Origin of the sequence: Pseudomonas sp. R2-37-08W, assembly GCF_003851705.1 — a bacterium.
In the GTDB taxonomy this organism is placed as follows: domain Bacteria; phylum Pseudomonadota; class Gammaproteobacteria; order Pseudomonadales; family Pseudomonadaceae; genus Aquipseudomonas.
In genome coordinates this window covers 3,457,379-3,480,614 of sequence record NZ_CP027728.1, presented here as the reverse complement: position 1 = coordinate 3,480,614, position 23,236 = coordinate 3,457,379, and the positions used below count along the sequence as shown (strand labels likewise).

At 59.9% G+C, this 23,236-nt stretch carries 21 protein-coding genes; 9 read left to right on the top strand and 12 right to left on the bottom strand.

Annotation, left to right across the window (positions count from 1 at the left end; genetic code table 11):
* Positions 1–171: 171 nt before the first annotated feature.
* The 7 genes from C4J93_RS16045 to C4J93_RS16015 all read right to left on the bottom strand — a co-directional run bounded on the left by C4J93_RS16045 (position 172) and on the right by C4J93_RS16015 (position 6,539).
* Complete coding sequence (locus C4J93_RS16045) at positions 172–909, bottom strand: secretin N-terminal domain-containing protein (protein ID WP_124429895.1); 738 nt, start codon at positions 907–909, stop codon at positions 172–174.
* Between the two features lie 217 nt (positions 910–1,126).
* On the bottom strand, positions 1,127–1,549 hold the full coding sequence (locus tag C4J93_RS16040) for a GNAT family N-acetyltransferase (protein WP_124410234.1): 423 nt from the start codon (positions 1,547–1,549) through the stop codon (positions 1,127–1,129).
* Positions 1,542–2,708, bottom strand: a complete 1,167-nt coding sequence (locus C4J93_RS16035; protein WP_124407556.1) for a cupin domain-containing protein — start codon at positions 2,706–2,708, stop codon at positions 1,542–1,544. The genes C4J93_RS16040 and C4J93_RS16035 overlap by 8 nt, the downstream gene beginning before the upstream one ends.
* Positions 2,709–2,792: 84 nt before the next feature.
* Positions 2,793–4,163: an adenylosuccinate lyase gene (gene purB, locus C4J93_RS16030; RefSeq protein WP_124363294.1), complete on the bottom strand. Its 1,371-nt coding sequence runs from the start codon at positions 4,161–4,163 to the stop codon at positions 2,793–2,795.
* A 125-nt stretch (positions 4,164–4,288) separates the two neighbouring features.
* A complete protein-coding gene (hflD, locus tag C4J93_RS16025) occupies positions 4,289–4,912 on the bottom strand; it encodes a high frequency lysogenization protein HflD (protein ID WP_017137510.1) in 624 nt (207 codons plus the stop codon).
* Positions 4,909–6,033, bottom strand: coding sequence for a tRNA 2-thiouridine(34) synthase MnmA (mnmA, locus tag C4J93_RS16020; RefSeq protein WP_124367413.1), 1,125 nt, complete (start codon positions 6,031–6,033; stop codon positions 4,909–4,911). Before mnmA ends, hflD begins: the two co-directional genes overlap by 4 nt.
* Positions 6,034–6,092: 59 nt before the next feature.
* Complete coding sequence (locus tag C4J93_RS16015; RefSeq protein ID WP_124363292.1) at positions 6,093–6,539, bottom strand: NUDIX hydrolase; 447 nt, start codon at positions 6,537–6,539, stop codon at positions 6,093–6,095.
* A gap of 269 nt (positions 6,540–6,808) precedes the next feature.
* On the opposite strand from C4J93_RS16015, the gene C4J93_RS16010 reads away from it, so the two are divergent.
* Complete coding sequence (locus tag C4J93_RS16010) at positions 6,809–7,705, top strand: DMT family transporter (RefSeq protein WP_164485261.1); 897 nt, start codon at positions 6,809–6,811, stop codon at positions 7,703–7,705.
* Between the two features lie 72 nt (positions 7,706–7,777).
* Positions 7,778–8,650 carry a LysR family transcriptional regulator gene (locus C4J93_RS16005; RefSeq protein ID WP_124429893.1) on the top strand — a complete coding sequence of 291 codons (873 nt, stop codon included), beginning with the start codon at positions 7,778–7,780 and terminating at the stop codon, positions 8,648–8,650.
* A 57-nt stretch (positions 8,651–8,707) separates the two neighbouring features.
* On the opposite strand, the gene C4J93_RS16000 is transcribed toward C4J93_RS16005, so the two are convergent.
* Complete coding sequence (locus tag C4J93_RS16000; protein ID WP_124429892.1) at positions 8,708–10,933, bottom strand: NADP-dependent isocitrate dehydrogenase; 2,226 nt, start codon at positions 10,931–10,933, stop codon at positions 8,708–8,710.
* A 494-nt stretch (positions 10,934–11,427) separates the two neighbouring features.
* On the opposite strand from C4J93_RS16000, the gene icd reads away from it, so the two are divergent.
* Positions 11,428–12,684: an NADP-dependent isocitrate dehydrogenase gene (gene icd / locus C4J93_RS15995; RefSeq protein WP_124367410.1), complete on the top strand. Its 1,257-nt coding sequence runs from the start codon at positions 11,428–11,430 to the stop codon at positions 12,682–12,684.
* Positions 12,685–12,747: 63 nt separating this feature from the next.
* On the opposite strand, the gene C4J93_RS15990 is transcribed toward icd, so the two are convergent.
* The gene (locus tag C4J93_RS15990) at positions 12,748–13,017 is read right to left on the bottom strand and encodes a cold shock domain-containing protein (protein ID WP_124429891.1); all 270 of its coding nucleotides are present in this window, start codon (positions 13,015–13,017) and stop codon (positions 12,748–12,750) included.
* Positions 13,018–13,242: 225 nt separating this feature from the next.
* On the opposite strand from C4J93_RS15990, the gene clpS reads away from it, so the two are divergent.
* A complete protein-coding gene (gene clpS, locus C4J93_RS15985; protein ID WP_124363288.1) occupies positions 13,243–13,611 on the top strand; it encodes an ATP-dependent Clp protease adapter ClpS in 369 nt (122 codons plus the stop codon).
* Between the two features lie 29 nt (positions 13,612–13,640).
* Positions 13,641–15,911: an ATP-dependent Clp protease ATP-binding subunit ClpA gene (clpA, locus tag C4J93_RS15980; RefSeq protein ID WP_124367408.1), complete on the top strand. Its 2,271-nt coding sequence runs from the start codon at positions 13,641–13,643 to the stop codon at positions 15,909–15,911.
* 241 nt (positions 15,912–16,152) lie between these two features.
* Here the strand turns inward: clpA and infA are convergent, their stop codons facing one another.
* From infA to aat, 3 genes are all read right to left on the bottom strand, one after another.
* Complete coding sequence (infA, locus tag C4J93_RS15975; RefSeq protein ID WP_002553999.1) at positions 16,153–16,371, bottom strand: translation initiation factor IF-1; 219 nt, start codon at positions 16,369–16,371, stop codon at positions 16,153–16,155.
* Positions 16,372–16,471: 100 nt separating this feature from the next.
* Entirely contained in the window at positions 16,472–17,179 is a 708-nt protein-coding gene (locus C4J93_RS15970) for an arginyltransferase (protein ID WP_124363286.1), read from the bottom strand.
* A 56-nt stretch (positions 17,180–17,235) separates the two neighbouring features.
* The gene (aat, locus tag C4J93_RS15965; RefSeq protein WP_124429890.1) at positions 17,236–17,916 is read right to left on the bottom strand and encodes a leucyl/phenylalanyl-tRNA--protein transferase; all 681 of its coding nucleotides are present in this window, start codon (positions 17,914–17,916) and stop codon (positions 17,236–17,238) included.
* A gap of 500 nt (positions 17,917–18,416) precedes the next feature.
* Here aat and C4J93_RS15960 point away from each other — a divergent pair, with 500 nt between their 5' ends.
* Genes C4J93_RS15960 through crcB form a run of 4 tightly spaced genes read left to right on the top strand, consistent with a single transcriptional unit; the run spans position 18,417 to position 23,228 of the window.
* Positions 18,417–20,825 carry a DNA translocase FtsK gene (locus tag C4J93_RS15960; protein WP_124363284.1) on the top strand — a complete coding sequence of 803 codons (2,409 nt, stop codon included), beginning with the start codon at positions 18,417–18,419 and terminating at the stop codon, positions 20,823–20,825.
* Between the two features lie 54 nt (positions 20,826–20,879).
* Positions 20,880–21,503 (top strand): outer membrane lipoprotein chaperone LolA, encoded by a 624-nt coding sequence (gene lolA / locus C4J93_RS15955; protein WP_124363283.1) that lies wholly within the window; start codon positions 20,880–20,882, stop codon positions 21,501–21,503.
* A gap of 28 nt (positions 21,504–21,531) precedes the next feature.
* Complete coding sequence (locus C4J93_RS15950) at positions 21,532–22,857, top strand: replication-associated recombination protein A (RefSeq protein WP_124367404.1); 1,326 nt, start codon at positions 21,532–21,534, stop codon at positions 22,855–22,857.
* Positions 22,854–23,228 carry a fluoride efflux transporter CrcB gene (crcB, locus tag C4J93_RS15945; RefSeq protein ID WP_124363281.1) on the top strand — a complete coding sequence of 125 codons (375 nt, stop codon included), beginning with the start codon at positions 22,854–22,856 and terminating at the stop codon, positions 23,226–23,228. Before C4J93_RS15950 ends, crcB begins: the two co-directional genes overlap by 4 nt.
* Positions 23,229–23,236: the final 8 nt, after the last annotated feature.

Here is a 23,236-nt window from a genome sequence, read left to right as displayed (position 1 = left end):
AAACCTCGTCGTCGCGTCTTGTAGGGTTCGAAGGCCCTTGCCAGGGCCCCTGATAAGCGGGAGCGAGGCCATCATGCACAGCCTTTTTGAGGGCGTCAAATGTTTTGTAGTGCTTTTTTTCAGGCACTACATATTTGTTCCGGGACGACTCGGCGGTCAGTTTTTGGTGCTTCAGTTCAGCGTGTCGACCTTGACCCGCAAAGTCAGGTCATCGCGGCCCTGAGTAGAGTAGCTGCGGGTTGTAGAGGATTTGTCGGCTTGGGTTTCGCGGTTGACGCCGGCCAGGGAGATCCACTCGCCCAGGCGCCCACTGACGCTTGTGTCGGTACTTTGCACGTTCACTACATCGGGACGTTCCTGGCTCATGCGGTCACGGTTGGTACTGATGGCGAGGTGAACGGTCTCGCCGGTGACGCTGGCGGTCACGTAGAAACCCTGGGTGACGTTGCGATACTGGGTCTGGTTCTGCAGGCGCCCGTAGCTGTCCTGCTGGGTGGTGGTCAGCGGTACGCTTTGACCGACCTGGATCAGCGCGGGTACGCCTTCGCTGGCCTGGATCTGCTGGATGCCGCCGTCGCGGCTGGTAGTGCCGTAGCTGATGATGCGGGTCTGGCTGTCGCCGCTGTTCTGCTGATTGTTTTCGTTGGTGTCGACGGTGATCAGCAGGCGCTTGGCGGGGGTGTCGAGTTGAGAGAGCAGGGTGCGCAGGTCCTGGATTTTGCCGGGGTCGGCGTTAATGATCAGTTGATTGCCGTAGGCACTCACGGTGCCGTCCTTGCCGATGAAGTTCTGCGCCACGGGCAGCAGGTCGGCGCTGGTGCGGTTGCTCAGGTTGACCACTTCGGTGTCGGCCATGGCCGATGCGCTGGCGGCCAGGAGGAGGGCGGTGAGCAGGGTGCGTAGGGACATGTCCGTTATCTCTGCGAGTCAAAGGCTGGATAGTGCCAGTTTGTCGGCCTGGCGGGTCGCAAGTTGAATACTAGACGGCAAAATGCCCTGGCAAGGCAGGGCATTTGGGGTGTTGCTGAAATAGCCATCGGGGGCAAGCCCCCTCCCACATTTTGACCTGTGAACCCAATCAAGTGTGGGAGGGGGCTTGCCCCGATGGCAGCGCTGCGGTCTCGGCTCAGCCCTCGCGCACCATATCAACATGCGGAATCCCGACTTCAAGGAATTCATCGCTGATGATCTTGAAGCCCAGTCGCTCATAAAACGGCGCCGCGTACACCTGCGCACTGAGGAATTGCCGGGTCTGGCCACGCTTCTCGGCTTGGCCGATCACCGCTTCCATCAGCTTGTCGCCGACTTTAAGCCCGCGCCAGTCCTTGAGCACCGATACGCGTCCGATTTCGCCACTGGGCAGCAAGCGAGCGGTGCCAATCGGAAAGTCGCCTTCGAATGCCAGGAAATGCATTGCGCCGGCGTCGTCCGCGTCCCACTCCAGCTCCGGTGGGACCGATTGTTCAGCGATGAATACCGCTTCACGAATGCGCCGAATCTCGTCGATATCCTTTCGCCAGTCCGCGACACTTACGTGAATCTTATTCATCCGCAAACCCCAGGCTGCCTTGCTTGACCAGTTCGCACAGCAGGTCGCGACCGTCTTCGTCCGCCAGCCAAACGCCCAGATTTTCGTTGTGCAGGGCGTCTGCCGAGCACACCAGTTTCAACAGTTCGCGCAGTTTGCCCGGCAGGTAACGGCTCTGGCCGCTGGCGAACAGCAGCACATCGTCGTCCACTTCCGACCAGGCCAGGCGCGCGCTCGGGTTGCGTACCAGGATCGCGCCGTCTTGCAGGCTGCTGATGAAATCGTCCTCACCCAACTCTTCACCCGCCACCAGCTCCGGGTAGCGCGGTTCGGTCATGAACTGGCCGAACCAGGTCAGCAGCATGCGCTCGTCGCTCATGTGCTCGGCCAACAGGCTCTTGAGGCGGTCCAGGGCATCGCTCTGGATCTGGTGCGGGTCGCTGACCGGCTGGGCGTCGGCGTCAGTGTAGCGCTCTTCGTCGGTCAGGTACTGGCTGAGGAAGTCGGTGAAGTGGGTCAGCACTTCGGCGGCGCTTGGGGCGCGAAAGCCCACCGAGTAAGTCATGCAGTCGTCTTCGGCGATGCCGAAGTGCGCCAGGCGCGGCGGCAGGTACAGCATGTCGCCCGGCTCGAGCACCCATTCGGCACTTTCTTCGAATTCGGCGAGGATGCGCAGGTCGGCGTGCTGCAGCAGCGCGCTTTCAGAGCTGCACATCTGGCCGATCTTCCAATTGCGCTTGCCCTGGGCTTGCAGCAGGAACACATCGTAGTTGTCGAAGTGCGGACCGACGCTGCCACCCGGCGCGGCGAAGCTGATCATCACATCGTCGATGCGCCAGCTTGGCAGGAAGCGGAAATGCTCGAGCAATTCGGCAACTTCCGGCACGAACTGGTCGACCGCCTGCACCAGCAGGGTCCACTCACGCTCGGGCAGGGTGCTGAAGGCATCTTCGGCGAACGGGCCGCGACGCAGTTCCCACGGACGCTCGCCGTGTTCGATCACCAGGCGCGATTCGACTTCCTCTTCCAGCGCCAGGCCGGCCAGTTCGTCGGCGTCGATCGGGCTTTCGAAATCAGGGATGGCCTGGCGGATCAACAGCGGTTTTTTCTGCCAGTAGTCGCGCAGGAATTCCCGTGCCGTGATGCCGCCCAGAAGTTGAAGAGGGATATCAGGATTCATGTGTAACCTATTGAAAAAAATCACTTTTAAGACAGGAATAAAAACGCCCGGCGCGGCCGGGCGTCTCAAAGGGTCGTGCGATGGTCAGATGCGTTTGGCTTGCTCTACGGCGTTACCGATGTAGTTGGCCGGGGTGAGCAGTTTCAGCTCGGCCTTGGCAGCGGCTGGCATGTCCAGGCCATCGATGAAAGTTTGCAGCGCGTCGGAGGTAATCCCCTTGCCGCGCGTCAACTCTTTGAGCTTCTCGTAGGGGTTTTCGATGTTATAGCGGCGCATTACGGTCTGGATCGGCTCGGCCAGCACTTCCCAGCAGGCGTCCAGGTCAGCGGCGATTTTCTGCTCGTTGAGTTCCAGCTTGCTGATGCCTTTGAGGCTGGCTTCGTACGCGATCACGCTGTGGGCAAAGCCCACGCCGAGGTTGCGCAGTACGGTGGAGTCGGTCAGGTCGCGCTGCCAGCGCGAGATCGGCAGCTTGCTGGCCAGGTGCTGGAACAGGGCGTTGGCGATGCCCAGGTTGCCTTCGGAATTTTCGAAGTCGATCGGGTTGACCTTGTGCGGCATGGTCGACGAACCGATTTCACCGGCAATGGTGCGCTGCTTGAAGTAGCCCAGGGAGATGTAGCCCCAGATATCGCGATCGAAGTCGATCAGGATGGTGTTGAAGCGCGCGATTGCGTCGAACAGCTCGGCAATGTAGTCGTGGGGTTCGATTTGCGTGGTGTAGGGGTTGAAGCCCAGGCCCAGCTCGTCTTCGATGAAGGCGCGGGCGTTGGCTTCCCAGTCGATCTCGGGGTAGGCCGACAGGTGGGCGTTGTAGTTGCCCACGGCACCGTTGATCTTGCCAAGCAATGGCACGGCGGCGACTTGAGCGATCTGGCGCTCCAGGCGGTACACCACGTTGGCCAGTTCTTTGCCCAGGGTGGTCGGCGAGGCCGGCTGGCCGTGGGTGCGCGAGAGCATCGGCACGGCGGCGAAACGGATCGCCAGCTCGCGGATGGCCTCGGCGGTCTGGCGCATCAGCGGCAGCATCACCTCATCACGGCCTTCGCGCAGCATCAGGGCGTGGGACAGGTTGTTGATGTCCTCGCTGGTGCAGGCAAAGTGGATGAACTCGCTGACTTGGGCCAGTTCCGGCAGCTTGGCCGCCTGCTCCTTGAGCAGGTACTCAATGGCTTTGACGTCGTGGTTGGTGGTGCGCTCGATCTCTTTCACACGCTCGGCGTGTTCCAGGGAGAAGTTTTCCGCCAGGGTGTTCAAGACAGCGTTGGCTTCGGCGGAAAACGCCGGCACTTCGCTGATGGCAGGGTGAGCGGCCAGGCGCTGGAGCCAGCGCACTTCAACCAGGACACGGGCACGGATCAGGCCGTACTCGCTGAAAATAGGGCGCAGGGCCTGGGTCTTGCCGGCGTAGCGGCCGTCAACAGGGGAAACCGCAGTGAGCGAAGAAAGCTGCATGGGGTGTTCTCGGACAGTCGGGCAACGAAATGGGGCGCGTATCATACATGAAAATATTCGCCGGTCCGTCGCCAACTGACCGGCGTATTACGCGTAACAGCTTGAAAAAGGTCTGCTGGTGCGACTTATTCGTTGCGCATCAACGGGTAAAGCTCTTTGAGCAATTTGCGCCGGCTGATTACCAGTTGCCAGCGATGGCCACCCAACTGGCGCCACAACCGCGCCGAACGAATACCCGCCAGGAGCAGGGCGCGGATTTTCGAGGCGTTGTTCGGTTGCTGCAGGTTGCGCATGTCGCCGTGCACCTGAATGCGCTGGCGCAGGGTGCTCAGAGTGTCCTGGTACAGCGCGCCACAGGCGGCGATCACGTTCTCGTGGGCCGGGCCGAAGTGCTCCACCTGGGACTGGATCTGCGGCAGGCGCTTGCCAATGGTTTCCAGCAGGTCGTCGCGCTTGGCCAGTTGACGCTCCAGGCCGAGCATCGACAGGGCGTAGCGCAAGGGTTCGCGCTGCAGGGTGCTGGGGTCGCGTTCCAGGGCGCCGATCAGGGCGCGGTAACCTTCACGCAGCGCCAGGTCGTCGCCACCGTAGACTTCCAGGGTGTCCTTGGGGTCGCGGATCAGCAGGCTGCCGAGCATGCAGGTCAGGCCCGCCTCGGTGACCTGGCCGGTCTTGGCGATCTTGTCCACCAGCACCGCCGCAAGGAAAACCCCGCCCAGTGCGGTCAACTGCTCCTGGGTCGGGCTCATGCCGGGTTGCTCCAGGCTTGCGCAACTTCAATCACGCCGCCGCCCAGGCAGATGTCGCCGTCATAGAACACCACGGATTGGCCAGGGGTGACTGCGCGCTGCGGGTCATCGAAGGTGGCACGGTAGCCGGTAGCGGTTTTTTCCAGGGTGCAGGGCTGGTCGCTCTGGCGATAGCGCACTTTGGCGGTCAGGCGGCGCGGGGTGCTCAGGTCGATGGGGTTGACCCAATAGATTTCTGAAGCGAGCAGGGCGCCGGAGAACAGCAAGGGATGCTCATTGCCTTGGCCGACGATCAGCACATTGTTTTCCAGATCCTTGACCAGCACGTACCACGGCTCTTCGCCGGCATCTTTCAAGCCGCCGATGCCCAGGCCCTGGCGCTGACCAATGGTGTGGTACATCAGGCCGTGGTGACGGCCGATCACTTCACCGTCGGTGGTCTTGATCTCGCCCGGTTGTGCCGGCAGGTATTGCTTGAGGAAATCGCTGAAGCGGCGCTCGCCGATAAAGCAGATTCCGGTGGAATCCTTCTTCTTGGCGGTGGCCAGGCCGTGTTGTTCGGCGATCCTGCGCACTTCGGGCTTTTCCAGCTCGCCCACCGGGAACAGGGTCTTGGCGATCTGTTCACCGCCCACGGCGTGCAGGAAGTAGCTCTGGTCCTTGTTCGGGTCCAGGCCCTTGAGCAGTTCGGTGCGGCCATCGATATCGCGGCGGCGCACATAGTGGCCGGTGGCAATCAGGTCGGCGCCGAGCATCATCGCGTAGTCGAGGAACGCCTTGAACTTGATCTCGCGGTTGCACAGGATATCCGGGTTCGGCGTGCGCCCGGCCTTGTATTCGGCGAGGAAGTGCTCGAACACATTGTCCCAGTACTCGGCGGCGAAGTTGGCGGTGTGCAGCTTGATACCGATCTTGTCGCACACGGCCTGGGCGTCCGCGAGGTCGTCCATGGCGGTGCAGTATTCCGTTCCATCGTCTTCTTCCCAGTTCTTCATGAACAGGCCTTCCACCTCATAACCCTGCTCCATGAGCAGAACGGCGGAAACGGAAGAATCCACGCCGCCGGACATACCGACGATGACGCGCTTCTTTTGTGTGTCAGAAGGGGCTGGATCACGCATAGGGTTTCAACGGGTGTCTTGAAAAAGGACGCGATTCTAGCAGGCCTGGGCCCGCAAGGCTAAAGAGAAGGACGGATCAATTCCAGGCTGTGACGCTGGCCGGCCAGATAATCATCGATACAGCGGATGATCAGCTCGCTGCGCCAGTCGTCGCGCAGTTCCATCAGTTCGTCACGGGTCAGCCAGCGGGCGCGCAGGATGCCTTCGTCGAGTTGGTACTCCGGGTGGTGTTTCAGGGCCTTGGCGATGAAGCAGACCCGTTGATAGGTCACGCCATTGCTCGGGGCTGTGTACAGGTAGATGCCGACGATGCCGGTGGCTTCGACGTCCCAGCCGGTCTCTTCGAGAGTTTCGCGCACAGCGGCTTCGGTCAGGGTTTCGTTCGGGTCGAGATGGCCGGCCGGCTGGTTGAGCACAGCGCGACCGCCCTTGAGTTCCTCGACCATCAGGAAACGGCCATTGTCTTCGACGATCGTGGCGACAGTGATGTGGGGGAGCCAGGTCATGAAAGCCTCTCGATTCAGGATACAACGCGCTCTTCAAGCAGAATTGCGGTCAGTGTGGGAGGGGGCTTGCTCCCGCTAGCGGTATGTCAGCCAGTACATTGGCGGCTGACACGCCGCGATCGGGGGCAAGCCCCCTCCCACATTTGGATTCGGTTTCTTCAGAGCTGATGCATAAGCAATCTGCATGATACATCTGACATTTTATGATTTTACCGATTTCAGCACATGGCGCAGCTTATCTCTCCAGGACTATCAGTTTGGAGAGTGTCATGAACCCGGTTGCTCATAAACGCTACCAAGTGCGCCTCACATCGCCGCTGCCCATAACCTTCATTCTGCTGTGGAGTTCCGGCTACATCGGCGGTGCGTTCGGTGTGCGTTATGGCGAGCCCTTCACCATGACGTTCTATCGATTTGCCTTGGCTGCCCTCGTGTTCCTGGGGGTGGCGCTCGTCATCAAGGCGCAGTGGCCCCGGCGGCTTACGCCTTACCTTCATGCGGCGGCAGTCGGCCTGCTTTTGCAAGCCCTGCAATTCGGCGGTCTCTACACCGGGATAAGTCAGGGCGTCCCAGCTGGGCAGGCGGCGTTGATCGTCGGGCTGATGCCGGTGTTCGTCGTGATCGGTGCCTATTTCTGCTTGGGTGAACAATTGAGTTGGCGCGATCTGCCGGGTTCGATCCTGGGTGTTGGCGGCGTGGCCATCGTCGTGGCCAGCAGTTTTTTTGGCTCCGAGGCGTCAGTTGGCGGTTACGGCGCGGTGGGCTTAGCGCTATTGGGTATCACGCTTGGCACGCTCTATCAGAAGCGTTTTCTTGGCGGGGTGAATCTATGGGTGGGTTGTTTCATACAGATGGTTACCGCGTCACTGGTCATGTTGCTGTTGGCATATACCACCGAAACCATGCAGGTGACTGAGTTGGCTCCGTTCGCAGCATCGGTAGCCTGGATCACGCTGATGAACTCCGTGGGTGCGCTGACGCTGCTCTATTTGATGATTCGGCGCGGGGAGGCGAGCAAAGCGACGAACTTGTTTCATGTGATTCCAGCGGTCACGCAGATTATGGCGTCGTTGGTGTTGGGTGAGGTGCCGGGTGTGATTGCGATTGTGGGGTTTGTTGTTTCAGGAATGGGGGTTTATTGGATGAATCATGCGCGTGCCAGGTAGGCGGCCTTGACAGCCATAGCAGGCGCCTTGCACTAATGGCGCGGAATATTTACTCACGCACATGGGTGTGTCATGAGAGTCAATCTTGATATCCAGTCGCTGCGCAGTTTCCTCAAAGTCGCGGAGCTGGGCAGTTTCACACGGGCCGCGCAGGCGTTGAGCCTGACCCAGCCGGCAATCAGCCAGCAGGTTCGACGACTTGAGGATTTGCTGGGTGTCGAGCTTTTTGCCCGCGACAACCGTCAGGTGTTGCTCACCCTTGAAGGGGAGCGCCTGACCGGCTATGCCCAGCAGATGGTCAGCGTTAACGACAAGGTGGGGAGCCTGTTTGATGTCAGCCGCACTCAAGAGTCCGTGACGCTGGGTATGCCCGAATATTTCAGCGAGGAAATCCTGCAGCGCGTTATTCCTGCTGTGGCGCTTGAGTTGCCTTCAGTGCGAATTGTGGTCAAGGTCGCGCGTTCCATGCTGCTCTCGGAGGCGTTCAGTGAAGGAAGAATCGATATTGGCCTGATGATCGATGAGTTGCCAAAAGTTGCCGGCGTGCCTTTGCATGCACTTTCGTTGGCGTGGCTGGGTGGCGAGCGTGCGGTAGCCCCCATGGAAGGCCAGGAAATTTCGCTGGCCTTGTTTAAGGCGCCCTGCATCTTCAGGAGCCTGGCGATTCGGCGCTTGGAGGAGAGTGGGATCAGATGGCGCTGTGTGTATGAGTCTGAAGACTTGATGTCGTTGCGTTCAGCGATCCAGGCGGGCGTCGGCGTGACGCTTTTACCCTGGTTTGCCCAAGTGCCTGGCTTGAAAAACGTCGAAGCGCTCGCGCATTTGCCCGCGCTGCCGGGGTTTGGCGTCGAACTCAAGCAGAGGCTGGGCTGGGAGCCTTGGTACGCGCCGCAGTTGCTGGCGATTATCGAGGTTGCGTGGCGCGAGGAATATGGCGTTGCATAAGCCCTGAAAACACAAACCCCGGCACTCGGCCGGGGTTTGTGGTATCGCTTTACAACCTTACTTCAACTTGGCAATCGCCGCATTCAGCGTGTTGCTTGGGCGCATGGCCTTGCTGGTCAGCTCCGGGTTCGGCGCGTAGTAGCCGCCGATGTCCACTGGCTTGCCCTGTACGGCGTTGAGCTCGGCAACGATGGTTGCTTCGTTCGCGGCCAGGGTCTTGGCCAGTTCGCCGAACTGTGCTTGCAGTGCGGTGTCTTCGGTCTGGGCGGCCAGGGCCTGGGCCCAGTACAGCGCCAGGTAGAAGTGGCTGCCGCGGTTGTCGATGTTGCCGACTTTGCGCGAGGGCGACTTGTTGTTGTCGAGGAACTGGCCGGTGGCCTGGTCCAGGGTCTTGGACAGTACCAGGGCTTTCGGGTTGTTGTACGTCACGCCCAGGTGCTCGAGGGACGCGGCCAGGGCCAGGAACTCGCCCAGGGAATCCCAGCGCAGGAAGTTTTCTTCCAGCAGCTGTTGCACGTGTTTCGGTGCCGAACCGCCGGCGCCGGTTTCGAACAGGCCGCCACCGTTCATCAGCGGCACGATCGACAGCATCTTGGCGCTGGTGCCCAGTTCCATGATCGGGAACAGGTCGGTCAGATAGTCGCGCAGTACGTTACCGGTCACCGAGATGGTGTCCAGGCCCTTGCGGGTGCGCTCCAGGGTGAATTTCATCGCGTCGACCGGGGCCATGATGCGGATGTCCAGGCCTTCGGTGTTGTGGTCTTTCAGGTAAGCCTGAACTTTCTCGACCACCACGCCATCGTGAGCGCGCTGCGGGTCCAGCCAGAAGATGGCCGGGGTGTTGCTGGCGCGGGCACGGTTGACGGCGAGCTTGACCCAATCCTGGATCGGCGCGTCTTTGGTCTGGCACATACGGAAGATATCGCCGGCTTCGACGTTCTGTTCCATCAGCAGGTTGCCCTTGCTGTCGGTGACGCGGACTACGCCGTCAGCCTTGATCTGGAAGGTCTTGTCGTGGGAGCCGTACTCTTCGGCTTTCTTCGCCATCAGGCCAACGTTTGGCACGCTGCCCATGGTGGTGGGGTCGAAGGCGCCATTGGCCTTGCAGTCTTCGATGACCGCCTGGTAGATGGTGGCGTAGCAGCGATCCGGGATCACGGCCTTGGTGTCGTGCAGTTGGCCGTCGGTGCCCCACATTTTTCCGGAGTCACGGATCATGGCTGGCATCGAGGCGTCGACGATCACGTCGCTCGGCACGTGCAGGTTGGTGATGCCTTTGTCGGAGTTGACCATCGCCAGCGAAGGGCGAGCGGCATAGACCGCCTGGATGTCCGCTTCGATCTGCGCTTGTTGCTCGGCAGGCAGGGCCTTGATGCGAGCGTACAGGTCGCCGATGCCGTTGTTCAGGTTGAAGCCGATCTGTTCCAGCACGGTCGCGTGCTTGGTCAGGGCGTCTTTATAGAATTCGGCAACGATCTGGCCGAACATGATCGGGTCGGAGACCTTCATCATGGTCGCTTTCAAGTGAACCGACAGCAGCACGCCTTGTTTCTTGGCGTCTTCGATCTCGGCGGCGATGAACGCGCGCAGGGCTTTCTTGCTCAGTACGGCGGTATCGATGATCTCGCCAGCCTGTACCGAGGTCTTTTCTTTCAGGACGGTGGCGGTGCCGTCTTGAGCGATCAGCTCGATTTTGACAGCGTCAGCGGTTTCGATCTGTACGGCTTTTTCGCTGCCGTAGAAGTCGCCATTGCTCATGTGGGCAATGTGCGATTTGGAATCGGCAGACCAGGCGCCCATCTTGTGGGGGTGCTTGCGTGCGTAGTTCTTGACCGACAGCGGTGCGCGGCGGTCGGAGTTGCCTTCGCGCAGGACCGGGTTCACGGCGCTGCCCTTGACCTTGTCGTAACGGGCACGGGTTTCTTTTTCCGCGTCGGTGGTTACGGTTTCCGGGTAGTCCGGCAGGGCGTAGCCCTGGGCCTGCAGTTCCTTGATCGCGGCTTGCAGCTGCGGGGTCGAGGCGCTGATGTTAGGCAGCTTGATGATGTTGGCTTCAGGCGTAACGGCCAGGTCGCCCAGTTCGGCGAGGTGGTCCGGGATAGCCTTGTCGCCCAGTTGCTCGGGGAAGCTTGCGAGGATGCGCCCGGCGAGGGAAATATCGCGGGTTTCCACGGCAATATCAGCGGAAGCGGTGAAGGCCTCTACGATAGGCAGCAGTGAATAGGTGGCGAGGGCTGGGGCTTCGTCGGTGAAGGTGTAGATGATCTTCGAGCGGGTGGGCATATTCGGATTAACTCTCTTCTTTGCTGAAAGCGTGCGCAGAAACTCGAGATGCGCCGGGTGGAGCGCGTTCGTTCAAAGTCATCCATGAGCGAAATGTCGAGGTTTCTTCGCGGTGATGTTGGGTTGCATCAGTCGAGCGTCAAGCGTTTGGACTATTGTAATAGTCCTGCTTTCTGGCTGAAGGCTACTGTCTAGAGCGGTCAACCGTCGTGACTCTTTGGTCAGCGGCGGCATTATACATAGGTCGCTATGCTTACGCTGAGCCTTCATACAAAAGGTCGGTCGTCCATTGGTCTAAAGGTCGCAGGCAGCGCCTGTGCGGCTAAAGTCGCACGCTGTGCTCAAGATTGGCGATTTTGCCTTTGCTTTCAGGCTTGTAGGCGACAATTTATGCTGTTTTCGATGCAAATGAGCATGGCGCAAGGTTTCAGTCGCCATTTATCTGGAGTAGGCTCGAACGCAGCCAGATGTTCAATCCATAGATGGAGTTCAGCATGGGATACAAGAAGATTCAGGTTCCGGCAGTCGGCGACAAAATCACCGTCAATGCAGACCATTCTCTCAATGTTCCTGACCAACCGATCATCCCCTATATCGAAGGTGACGGTATTGGCGTCGACATCAGCCCGGTGATGATCAAGGTGGTCGACGCAGCTGTTGAAAAGGCCTACGGCGGCAAGCGCAAAATCTCGTGGATGGAGGTGTATGCCGGCGAGAAGGCCACCCAAGTCTACGACCAGGACACCTGGCTGCCTCAGGAAACCCTGGATGCGGTCAAGGATTACGTGGTGTCCATCAAGGGCCCGCTGACCACCCCGGTCGGCGGCGGCATCCGTTCGCTGAACGTGGCCCTGCGCCAGCAACTCGACCTCTATGTATGCCTGCGCCCGGTGCGCTGGTTCGAAGGCGTGCCCAGCCCGGTCAAGAAGCCGGGGGATGTGGACATGACCATCTTCCGTGAGAACTCCGAGGACATTTACGCCGGCATCGAGTGGAAGGCCGGTTCGCCTGAGGCGATCAAGGTGATCAAGTTCCTCAAGGAGGAGATGGGCGTTACCAAGATCCGCTTCGACCAGGATTGCGGCATTGGTATCAAGCCGGTATCGCTGGAAGGCACCAAGCGCCTGGCGCGCAAGGCCCTGCAATATGTGGTGGATAACGACCGCGACTCGCTGACCATCGTGCATAAAGGCAACATCATGAAGTTCACCGAAGGTGCCTTCAAGGAATGGGCCTACGAAGTGGCGGCCGAGGAGTTCGGCGCGACCCTGCTCGATGGCGGGCCGTGGATGCAGTTCAAGAACCCGAAGACCGGCAAGAACGTAGTGGTCAAGGATGCGATTGCCGATGCCATGCTCCAGCAAATCCTGCTGCGTCCGGCTGAATATGACGTGATTGCGACACTTAACCTGAACGGCGATTACCTGTCTGACGCCCTGGCGGCAGAAGTGGGCGGCATCGGTATCGCGCCGGGGGCCAACCTGTCCGATACCGTGGCCATGTTCGAAGCCACCCACGGCACGGCACCGAAGTACGCGGGCAAGGATCAGGTCAACCCGGGCTCATTGATTCTGTCGGCGGAAATGATGCTGCGGCATATGGGCTGGGTAGAGGCGGCTGATTTGATCATCAAGGGCACCAACGGTGCGATTTCGGCCAAGACCGTGACCTATGACTTTGAACGCCTGATGGAAGGGGCGACATTGGTGTCGTCGTCAGGCTTTGGTGAGGCGTTGATCAAGCATATGTAAGCAGGTGCATGAAAACCGGCCATCCGATGACTGGAGTGGCCGGTTTCTTTGCCCGACGGGGAATCAGGCAGTTTCTTTTTTTTCTGCTTGAGTGGCCAGTGCCACAGACGCTTCGGTTGCAGGGCTCATGGACGCAAAAACGCCCTCGGCTTGCTTTCCTTTCCGTCCTTCAACAATTTTTTCGAACTGTACAGGCTCGTTCGCTTTCAGCGTTTTATAACCATCCATTTTTATCTGCGAGTAATGCACGAAAATATCTTCTTCGTAGCCTTCTACTCTAATGAATCCAAACCCCTTGGCGTTGTTGAACCACTTGACCTCTCCACTAGCCATTCCCTTATCCCTCTGCACCAGACCCCATCACTGGAGTATCATCCCGTCTATCCGTCCTAACCCGAATAAATAAGGTTGACTGCGCGGACCTTTTTTACCCACTGTGGGCTCTATTGGTTGTAACACCGATTTGCCGATAGTCAAGGCGACCGAAGGGTCAGAGATTGAAAATCTGACAGCTCGCCCCCACCACTGTATTTGAACCACTGACGAACCTTTCTTTCCATGCATGCAAATAGCCAGATTCGACTAACATTCAATCAGGATCGCCCGGATCAGGAACATGACGACGACGGTTCTGCAGGCATTGCTGTTCAGGAGGCCAAGCCTGCTTTACAGGCGCCGCCGATGTACAAGGTGGTTTTGTTCAATGATGACTACACACCGATGGATTTCGTGGTCGAAGTGCTCGAGGTGTTTTTTAACCTGAACCGCGAGTTGGCGACCAAGGTAATGCTGGCCGTTCACACAGAAGGACGGGCAGTATGTGGAGTGTTTACCCGCGACATCGCCGAGACAAAGGCCATGCAGGTCAACCAGTACGCCAGGGACAGCCAGCATCCGCTACTCTGTGAAATCGAGAAGGACGGTTAACGCCGACCACTTGGGTATGAGGTGAAGCTATGTTAAACCGCGAGCTCGAAGTCACCCTCAATCTTGCCTTCAAGGAGGCTCGTTCGAAGCGTCATGAATTCATGACCGTCGAGCACCTGCTGCTGGCACTTTTGGATAACGAAGCTGCCGCCACCGTTCTACGTGCGTGCGGCGCCAACCTCGACAAACTCAAGCATGACCTGCAGGAGTTTATCGACTCCACCACGCCACTGATCCCCGTGCATGACGAGGACCGTGAGACCCAGCCGACCCTGGGCTTCCAGCGGGTATTGCAGCGTGCTGTATTCCACGTACAGAGCTCCGGTAAGCGGGAAGTCACGGGCGCCAATGTGCTGGTGGCTATTTTCAGCGAACAGGAAAGCCAGGCCGTATTTCTGCTCAAGCAGCAGAGCGTTGCCCGTATTGATGTCGTTAACTACATCGCCCACGGTATCTCCAAGGTGCCGGGGCACGGCGATCATTCCGAGGGTGAGCAGGATATGCAGGACGACGAGGGCGGTGAGTCTTCCTCTTCAAGCAATCCGCTGGATGCCTATGCCAGCAATCTCAATGAGTTGGCGCGCCAGGGGCGGATCGATCCGCTGGTGGGGCGTGAGCTCGAGGTTGAACGTGTAGCGCAGATCCTCGCGCGCCGTCGCAAGAACAACCCGTTGCTGGTGGGTGAAGCGGGCGTGGGGAAAACCGCGATCGCCGAGGGCCTGGCCAAGCGTATCGTCGACAATCAGGTGCCGGACCTGCTGGCCAACAGCGTCGTCTACTCCCTGGACCTGGGCGCGTTGCTCGCCGGGACCAAGTACCGTGGCGATTTCGAGAAGCGCTTCAAGGCGCTGCTCGGCGAGCTGAAAAAACGCCCGCAGGCGATTCTGTTCATCGACGAAATCCACACCATCATTGGTGCCGGCGCCGCGTCGGGCGGGGTGATGGACGCGTCCAACCTGCTCAAGCCGCTGCTGTCGTCGGGTGATATCCGCTGCATTGGCTCGACCACGTTCCAGGAATTCCGCGGGATCTTCGAAAAAGACCGTGCCCTGGCGCGTCGTTTCCAGAAAGTCGACGTGTCCGAGCCTTCGGTTGAAGACACCATCGGCATCCTGCGCGGGCTCAAGGGCCGGTTTGAAGCGCATCATGGCATCGAGTACACCGATGAGGCCTTGCGTGCGGCGGCTGAGCTGGCGTCGCGCTACATCAATGACCGGCACATGCCGGACAAGGCGATCGATGTGATCGACGAGGCGGGGGCCTACCAGCGCCTGCAGCCGGTCGAGAAACGTGTGAAGCGCATCGACGTGCCTCAGGTCGAGGACATCGTGGCGAAGATCGCGCGTATTCCGCCTAAACACGTCAACAGCTCCGATAAAGAGCTGCTGCGTAACCTGGAACGTGACCTCAAGCTGACCGTGTTTGGCCAGGACGCGGCCATCGATGCGTTGTCCACCGCGATCAAGCTGTCGCGAGCGGGCCTCAAGTCGCCAGACAAACCCGTGGGTTCGTTCCTGTTCGCCGGCCCCACCGGTGTCGGCAAAACCGAGGCGGCGCGCCAATTGGCCAAAGCCATGGGGATCGAGCTGGTGCGCTTCGACATGTCCGAATACATGGAGCGACACACCGTCTCGCGCCTGATCGGTGCGCCACCGGGTTATGTCGGCTTCGACCAGGGCGGCCTGTTGACCGAGGCGATCACCAAGCAGCCGCATTGCGTATTGCTGCTCGATGAAATCGAGAAGGCGCATCCGGAAGTCTTCAACCTGCTGTTGCAGGTGATGGACCACGGCACCCTGACCGACAACAACGGGCGCAAGGCGGATTTCCGCAACGTGATCGTGATCATGACCACCAACGCCGGCGCTGAAACCGCTGCGCGGGCGTCGATCGGCTTTACGCATCAGGATCACTCCTCCGATGCGATGGAAGTGATCAAGAAGAGCTTCACGCCGGAGTTCCGTAACCGTCTGGACACCATTATCCAATTTGGTCGCCTCAGCCATGAGGTCATCAAAAGCGTGGTGGACAAGTTCCTCACCGAGCTTCAGGCGCAGTTGGAAGACAAGCGCGTGCAACTGGATGTGACGGAGGCAGCGCGCAGCTGGATTGCGGAAGGCGGCTACGACGCGGCAATGGGCGCTCGCCCGATGGCGCGTCTGATCCAGGACAAGATCAAGCGGCCGTTGGCCGAAGAGATCCTGTTCGGCGAGCTTTCCGACCATGGTGGCGTGGTGCATATCGATCTGAAGGACGGCGAACTGACCTTCGACTTCGAAACCACCGCTGAAATGGCCTGACCGTTCCTGCAATAACACAAAGGCGCCGAAAGGCGCCTTTTTGCTGGAATGCCATTACCAAAACGATGTGTTTCCAATGTGGGAGGGGGCTTGCTCCCGATAGCGGTATATCAGTCACCCATCTACTGGCTGAACCACCGCTATCGGGGGCAAGCCCCCTCCCACATTTGGTCATTGATGGCCCAAAAAACCCACGCACACAAAAACGCCCGGCAGAACCGGGCGTTTTGTATTGACTTGCTTAGCGAGCGCGGTAAGTGATGCGCCCTTTGCTCAAGTCATAGGGCGTCAGCTCGACGCGCACTTTGTCACCGGTAAGAATACGAATGTAGTTCTTGCGCATCTTGCCGGAGATATGCGCGGTTACGACGTGCCCATTTTCCAACTCCACACGAAACATGGTGTTGGGCAGGGTGTCGACGACAGTGCCTTCCATTTCGAAGCTGTCTTCTTTCGACATGCAGTAAAGCCCTCGGTATCCAGTGAATGGCCCGGTGCAACTGCGCCAGGCAAAAGCGGCGTGCATTGTGCCCGAAAAAGGGTGTTCAAGCCAAGGGGTTCTAGTTAAGCGTTACCCATCTTTGATTAATCAGCAGTTCAATGGGCCGATATTGGGTCTTGTAGTTCATCTTTTTGCAGTTCTTGATCCAGTATCCAAGGTACACCGCCTCCAGTTCCAGGCGCAGTGCTTCACCTATCTGCCAGAGAATGGCAAAGCGTCCCAGGCTCCGGCGCTCTTCGGCGGGCTCATAGAAGGTGTACACCGCCGACAGGCCGTTGGGCAGCAGGTCGGTGACCGCCACCGCCAGTAGCCGTCCGTCGAGGCGGAATTCGTAGAAGCGCGAAAAAGGCAGGTCGCGCACCAGGAAGGTGGAAAACTGATCGCGGCTGGGCGGGAACATATCGCCGTCGGCGTGGCGCTGTTCGATATAGCGTTGATAAAGATCGAAATATTCTTCGCTGTACTGCGGTTTGACCGCGTTTACCGTCAGGTCGGCGTTGCGCTTGAGAATGCGCTTCTGGTTGCGATCCGGCACAAATTGCGCCACCGGAATCCGCGCCGGCACGCAAGCGTTGCAATTTTGGCAGTGAGGCCGGTACAGGTGATCGCCGCTGCGCCGAAAGCCCATCTCCGACAGGTCGGCGTACACATGCACGTCCATCGGTTGGCTGGGATCGAGGAACAGCGTAGTGGCCTGCTCGTCGGGCAGATAGCTGCAAGAGTGGGCTTGAGTGGCATAGAACTTCAAGCGCGCCAGCTCGGTCATGATCAACCCTCGGGATAAGCTTTGAAATAAGTGTAAGCCAGGTACGCGAATGGCGCCTAAGAAACCCACGGCCCAGCGCTGGGTACGTCCAGATGATTGCGCAGCCACTGCGCGAACTCACTGCGCGGTATGGCGCGTGCGCCCAGGCTGTGCAGGTGGTCGTTGGGCATCTGGCAGTCAATCAGCACAAAGCCCCAGGCCTGCAATTGCCGGGTCAGCGTGGCGAAGCCGAATTTGGAGGCGTTGTCGGCGCGGCTGAACATGGATTCGCCAAAAAACAACTGGCCCATCGCCAGGCCGTACAGGCCTCCGACCAGCTCCCCCTGGTCCCACACCTCCACCGAGTGGGCGTAACCACGCTGATGCAGCTCCAGGTAGGCGCTCTGGATGCCTTGCGTGATCCAGGTGCCATCGGCATAGGCGCGTGGCGCCGCACAGCCTTGAATAACCGCAGCGAAGTCCTGGTCGAAGGTCACGCGATAGCGCTGTTGGCGCAATAATTTGCCGAGGCTGCGCGAGACGTGCAGCTCGTCGGGGAATATCACGGTGCGTGGGTCCGGCGACCACCAGAGAATCGGTTGGCCTTCGGAGAACCAGGGGAAGCAGCCGTGACGATAGGCCTGGATCAACCGTTCGGCTGAGAGGTCGCCGCCGGCGGCAAGCAGGCCGTTGGGTTCGCGCATGGCCTTGGCCAGTGGCGGGAATGTGAGGGTGTCGCGTTGTAACCAGGTCAGCATGGCATCCAGGCTTACGGAAGGGGAGGGGAGTGGCAGGCTGCTGGGCGCCTGCCCCAGGCGGTGATTATTGTCGACACAGCGCCACGGGGCCAGCCCGAATAGGTTTTCGGCGCGGATTAGCGTGTAAGGGTGTTTCTGCAACTCCGTGCATAAGGCGCGGTCGTAATCGGGTCTGGTCAGTGCAGGCCATTTGCCAAGCTTGCCTGGTTTGCTAAATACAGCGCATAAGCCTTTGTCAGCAAAGACAATGCATGCTCAAATTGAACAGGCTGCGACACCTGGAGGGTTCACGCTGCAGGGTGACGGGCAAGTGCGTGGCATCGCGCACGCAAACCCGTACAATGCAGCGATCGTGGCGTTATCGCCATTTCGCCGATGCGTTACGCAGTGTTAAAAGTAGATTCAGCAACATTCGTCATTTTTCAGCTGCTCGGGACAGGGCAGTCGTGTGCAGTCATTCAACAGATGGACGCGCTAAAAGGCGCAGGAAAAGACCCGTTTTGAAGAAATCCGCCGCAACACCCAAAGCAGCAGTCGTGCCGGCCTGGCGTCAGCACCTGCATTACCGACTCAAGGAAGGTGCGCTGATCGCTATCGGCGCGCTGTGCCTGTTCCTGATGATGGCCTTGCTCACCTATGGCAAGGACGATCCTGGCTGGAGCCATAACAGCAAAATCGACGACGTGCAGAATTTCGGTGGCCCCGTGGGTTCCTACAGCGCCGATATCCTGTTCATGATTCTCGGTTATTTCGCGTACATCTTCCCGCTGCTGCTGGCGATCAAGACTTGGCAGATCTTCCGCCAGCGGCATGAGCCGTGGCAGTGGAGCGGCTGGCTGTTCTCCTGGCGCCTGATCGGGCTGGTGTTCCTGGTGTTGTCCGGCGCCGCCCTGGCGCATATCCATTTCCACGCGCCCACCGGTTTGCCGGCGGGTGCGGGCGGGGCGCTAGGCGAAAGCTTGGGCGACCTGGCGCGCCGTACCCTGAATATCCAGGGCAGCACCCTGATGTTCATCGCGCTGTTTCTGTTCGGCCTTACGGTGTTCACCGACCTGTCTTGGTTCAAAGTGATGGACGTGACCGGCAAGATCACCCTCGATCTGTTCGAGTTGTTCCAGGGTGCCGCCAACCGCTGGTGGGCGGCGCGTGTCGAGCGCAAGCAAATGGTTGCGCAGCTGCGCGAAGTGGACACCCGCGTCAACGAAGTGGTGGCTCCCAGCACGCCGGACCGCCGCGAGCAGGCCAAGGTCAAGGAGCGCCTGATCGAGCGCGAGCAGGCCCTGAGCAAGCACATGTCGGACCGCGAGAAGCAGGTGCCGCCGGTGATCGCTCCCGCGCCGCCCAAGGCGCCCGAGCCAAGCCATCGCGTGCAGAAAGAAAAGCAGGCCCCGCTGTTCATCGACAGCGCCGTCGAAGGCACCTTGCCGCCGATCTCTATTCTCGACCCGGCGGAAAAGAAACAGCTCAACTACTCGCCCGAATCCCTGGCGGCCGTCGGCCACCTGCTGGAAATCAAGCTCAAGGAATTCGGCGTCGAAGTGTCGGTAGACTCGATTCACCCAGGCCCGGTGATTACCCGTTACGAAATCCAGCCGGCGGCGGGCGTCAAGGTCAGCCGTATTTCCAACCTGGCCAAAGACCTGGCCCGTTCCCTGGCCGTGACCAGTGTGCGCGTGGTGGAAGTGATTCCCGGCAAAACCACCGTGGGTATCGAGATTCCCAACGAAGACCGCCAGATCGTGCGGTTCTCCGAGGTGCTGTCGACCCCGGAATATGACAATTTCAAATCGCCGGTCACCTTGGCCCTCGGCCATGACATCGGCGGCAAGCCGGTGATCACCGACCTTGCGAAAATGCCGCACCTGCTGGTGGCCGGTACCACCGGTTCCGGTAAGTCGGTGGGCGTGAACGCAATGATCCTGTCGATCCTGTTCAAATCCGGCCCGGACGACGCCAAGCTGATCATGATCGACCCGAAGATGTTGGAATTGTCCATCTACGAAGGCATTCCGCACCTGCTGTGCCCGGTGGTCACCGACATGAAGGACGCCGCCAACGCCCTGCGCTGGAGCGTCGCCGAGATGGAGCGTCGCTACAAGCTGATGGCGAAGATGGGCGTGCGTAACCTGTCTGGCTTCAATGCCAAGGTCAAGGAAGCCCAGGACGCCGGCACACCGCTGACCGACCCGCTGTACAAGCGCGAGAACATTCACGACGAAGCGCCGCTGCTGACCAAGTTGCCGACCATCGTGGTGGTGGTCGACGAATTCGCCGACATGATGATGATCGTCGGCAAGAAGGTCGAAGAGCTGATCGCGCGTATTGCCCAGAAGGCCCGTGCGGCCGGGATCCACTTGATCCTTGCGACCCAGCGGCCGTCGGTGGATGTGATCACCGGCCTGATCAAGGCCAACATCCCCACGCGCATGGCGTTCCAGGTGTCGAGCAAGATCGACTCGCGGACCATCATCGACCAGGGCGGCGCCGAGCAACTGCTCGGCCACGGTGACATGCTCTACATGCCGCCCGGCACCAGCCTGCCGATTCGTGTGCACGGTGCCTTCGTGTCCGACGATGAAGTGCATCGCGTGGTGGAAGCCTGGAAACTGCGTGGCGCACCTGAATATAACGACGAGATCCTTGCCGGCGTTGAAGAGGCCGGTAGCGGCTTCGACGGCGGCAGCGGCGGTGGCGACGATGACGCCGAAACCGACGCGCTGTACGACGAGGCCGTGGCGTTTGTGCTGGAAAGCCGTCGCGCCTCGATTTCTGCGGTGCAACGCAAGCTGAAGATTGGCTACAACCGCGCAGCCCGCATGATCGAAGCCATGGAAAACGCTGGCGTCGTCACTGCAATGAACACCAACGGCTCGCGTGAAATCATCGCCCCCGGGCAGATGCGCGACTGATCCCGCGCCGCGTGGCAGCACGCGGCGCGCCCTGATTACTCAATGAGGATTCCCATGCGCATTATCCGCATGCTGTTGTTGCCGGTACTGGCCCTGACCGCCGCTTCGGCTCACGCTGACCCGGCTTCGGTGGCCAGCCTGAAGAACCTGCTGGACAAATCCCAGACCCTGACCGCGCGCTTTTCCCAGCTGACTCTGGACGCGGGTGGCACCCAGTTGCAGGAAACCGCGGGTGAAATGGCTGTGCAGCGTCCCGGCCTGTTCTACTGGCATACCGAAGGCAAGGCCGAACAGACCATCGTTTCCGACGGCCAGAAAGTCACGCTGTGGGACCCGGACCTGGAGCAGGCGACCATCAAGAAGCTCGACCCACGGCTGAACCAGACGCCAGCGCTGCTGCTGTCGGGCGATGTATCGAAGATCAACGACAGTTTCGATATCACCTCCAAGCAAACCAGCAACGTGATCGAATTCACCCTCAAGCCCAAATCCAAGGACACGCTGTTTGACAGCCTGCAACTGTCGTTCGGCAACGGCGTGATCAATAACATGCGCCTGATCGACAGCGTCGGCCAGCGCACCGATATCCTGTTCTCCGGGGTCAAGGCCAACCAGCCGGTGCCCGCGTCCAAGTTCAAGTTCGACATCCCCAAGGGTGCCGACGTGATCCAGGAATAAACTCCCCCAGAGGTTTCAAACGCTGCCCATGGATCTGTTTCGAAGTGACCCGATTGCCCAGCCTCTGGCCGCGCGCCTGCGCTCGACCAACCTGGACGAGTACGTCGGTCAGGAACACCTGCTCGCTCGCGGCAAGCCCCTGCGTGAAGCCCTGGAGCAGGGTGCGCTGCACTCGATGATTTTCTGGGGGCCGCCGGGGGTGGGTAAAACCACCCTGGCGCGGCTGCTGGCGAAGGTCTCGGATGCGCACTTCGAAACGGTCTCTGCCGTGCTGGCCGGGGTCAAGGAGATCCGTCAGGCGGTGGAAATCGCCAAGCAGCAGGCTGGGCAATACGGCAAGCGCACCATCCTGTTCGTCGACGAAGTGCATCGCTTCAACAAGTCCCAGCAGGATGCGTTCCTGCCGTACGTCGAAGACGGCACGCTGATCTTTATCGGCGCCACCACCGAGAACCCTTCGTTCGAATTGAATAACGCGCTGCTCTCGCGGGCGCGCGTCTACGTGCTCAAGAGCCTGGACGAGGCGGCCATGCAGAAGCTGTTGCAGCGCGCCTTGAGCGAAGACAAGGGGCTTGGCAAGCGCCAGCTGAGCGTCAGTGAAGAGGGCTTCAAGATCCTGCTCACCGCCGCCGATGGTGATGGCCGGCGGTTTCTCAACCTGCTGGAGAACGCCTCGGACCTTGCCGAAGATGGCGGCGAGATTGGCGTCGACCTGCTGCAAAGCCTGCTGGGTGACACACGTCGGCGTTTCGATAAGGGCGGCGAAGCGTTCTACGACCAGATCTCGGCGCTGCACAAATCCGTACGCGGTTCCAACCCGGACGGCGCGCTGTACTGGTTTGCGCGCATGATCGACGGCGGTTGCGACCCGTTGTACCTGGCACGCCGCGTGGTGCGCATGGCCAGCGAGGACATCGGTAATGCCGACCCGCGCGCCCTGAGCCTGTGCCTGGCCGCCTGGGACGTGCAGGAGCGCCTCGGCAGCCCGGAAGGCGAGCTGGCGGTGGCCCAGGCCATTACCTACCTGGCGTGCGCGCCCAAAAGCAATGCGGTGTACATGGGCTTCAAGTCGGCGATGCGCGCGGCGGCCGAACACGGTTCGCTCGAAGTGCCGATGCACTTGCGCAACGCACCGACCAAATTGATGAAACAACTGGGTTACGGTGATGAGTACCGCTATGCCCATGATGAGCCGGACGCTTACGCGGCCGGTGAGGACTACTTTCCCGATGAGCTGGAACCGTTGCCGCTCTATCAGCCGGTGCCCCGTGGCCTGGAGCTGAAGATCGGTGAGAAGCTCAATCACCTGGCCGCACTCGATCGTTTAAGTCCCAGGCAGCGGAGAAAATCATGATTCCTTTAGTGGTCGCCGTCTCGGCGGGCGGTATCGCGGGTACACTGCTGCGCTTTGCGACGGGTAACTGGATCAACGCGAATTGGCCCAAGCACTTCTATACCGCGACGCTGGCCGTTAATATCGTGGGCTGCCTGTTGATCGGTGTTTTATACGGCCTGTTCCTGGTGCGTCCCGAAGTACCGATTGAGGTGCGCGCCGGCCTGATGGTTGGCTTCCTTGGCGGCCTGACGACCTTTTCATCATTTTCACTGGATACCGTACGCCTGCTGGAAAGCGGGCAAGTGCTGCTGGCGATTGGCTATGCAGCTATCAGCGTATTCGGCGGGCTGCTCGCCACCTGGGCCGGCCTGTCCTTGACCAAACTTTGATAACGAGA

Coding starts and splice junctions, on each gene's coding strand:
- crcB (WP_124363281.1), top strand. CDS start 22,854: ATGATTCCTTTAGTGGTCGCCGTCTCGGCGGGCGGTATCGCGGGTACA.
- C4J93_RS16005 (WP_124429893.1), top strand. CDS start 7,778: ATGAGAGTCAATCTTGATATCCAGTCGCTGCGCAGTTTCCTCAAAGTC.
- C4J93_RS15970 (WP_124363286.1), bottom strand. CDS start 17,179: ATGACCGAGCTGGCGCGCTTGAAGTTCTATGCCACTCAAGCCCACTCT.
- aat (WP_124429890.1), bottom strand. CDS start 17,916: ATGCTGACCTGGTTACAACGCGACACCCTCACATTCCCGCCACTGGCC.
- mnmA (WP_124367413.1), bottom strand. CDS start 6,033: ATGCGTGATCCAGCCCCTTCTGACACACAAAAGAAGCGCGTCATCGTC.
- C4J93_RS15990 (WP_124429891.1), bottom strand. CDS start 13,017: ATGGCTAGTGGAGAGGTCAAGTGGTTCAACAACGCCAAGGGGTTTGGA.
- C4J93_RS16015 (WP_124363292.1), bottom strand. CDS start 6,539: ATGACCTGGCTCCCCCACATCACTGTCGCCACGATCGTCGAAGACAAT.
- icd (WP_124367410.1), top strand. CDS start 11,428: ATGGGATACAAGAAGATTCAGGTTCCGGCAGTCGGCGACAAAATCACC.
- C4J93_RS16040 (WP_124410234.1), bottom strand. CDS start 1,549: ATGAATAAGATTCACGTAAGTGTCGCGGACTGGCGAAAGGATATCGAC.
- C4J93_RS15950 (WP_124367404.1), top strand. CDS start 21,532: ATGGATCTGTTTCGAAGTGACCCGATTGCCCAGCCTCTGGCCGCGCGC.
- hflD (WP_017137510.1), bottom strand. CDS start 4,912: ATGAGCCCGACCCAGGAGCAGTTGACCGCACTGGGCGGGGTTTTCCTT.
- clpA (WP_124367408.1), top strand. CDS start 13,641: ATGTTAAACCGCGAGCTCGAAGTCACCCTCAATCTTGCCTTCAAGGAG.
- C4J93_RS16000 (WP_124429892.1), bottom strand. CDS start 10,933: ATGCCCACCCGCTCGAAGATCATCTACACCTTCACCGACGAAGCCCCA.
- infA (WP_002553999.1), bottom strand. CDS start 16,371: ATGTCGAAAGAAGACAGCTTCGAAATGGAAGGCACTGTCGTCGACACC.
- lolA (WP_124363283.1), top strand. CDS start 20,880: ATGCGCATTATCCGCATGCTGTTGTTGCCGGTACTGGCCCTGACCGCC.
- purB (WP_124363294.1), bottom strand. CDS start 4,163: ATGCAGCTTTCTTCGCTCACTGCGGTTTCCCCTGTTGACGGCCGCTAC.
- C4J93_RS16045 (WP_124429895.1), bottom strand. CDS start 909: ATGTCCCTACGCACCCTGCTCACCGCCCTCCTCCTGGCCGCCAGCGCA.
- C4J93_RS16035 (WP_124407556.1), bottom strand. CDS start 2,708: ATGAATCCTGATATCCCTCTTCAACTTCTGGGCGGCATCACGGCACGG.
- C4J93_RS16010 (WP_164485261.1), top strand. CDS start 6,809: ATGAACCCGGTTGCTCATAAACGCTACCAAGTGCGCCTCACATCGCCG.
- clpS (WP_124363288.1), top strand. CDS start 13,243: ATGCATGCAAATAGCCAGATTCGACTAACATTCAATCAGGATCGCCCG.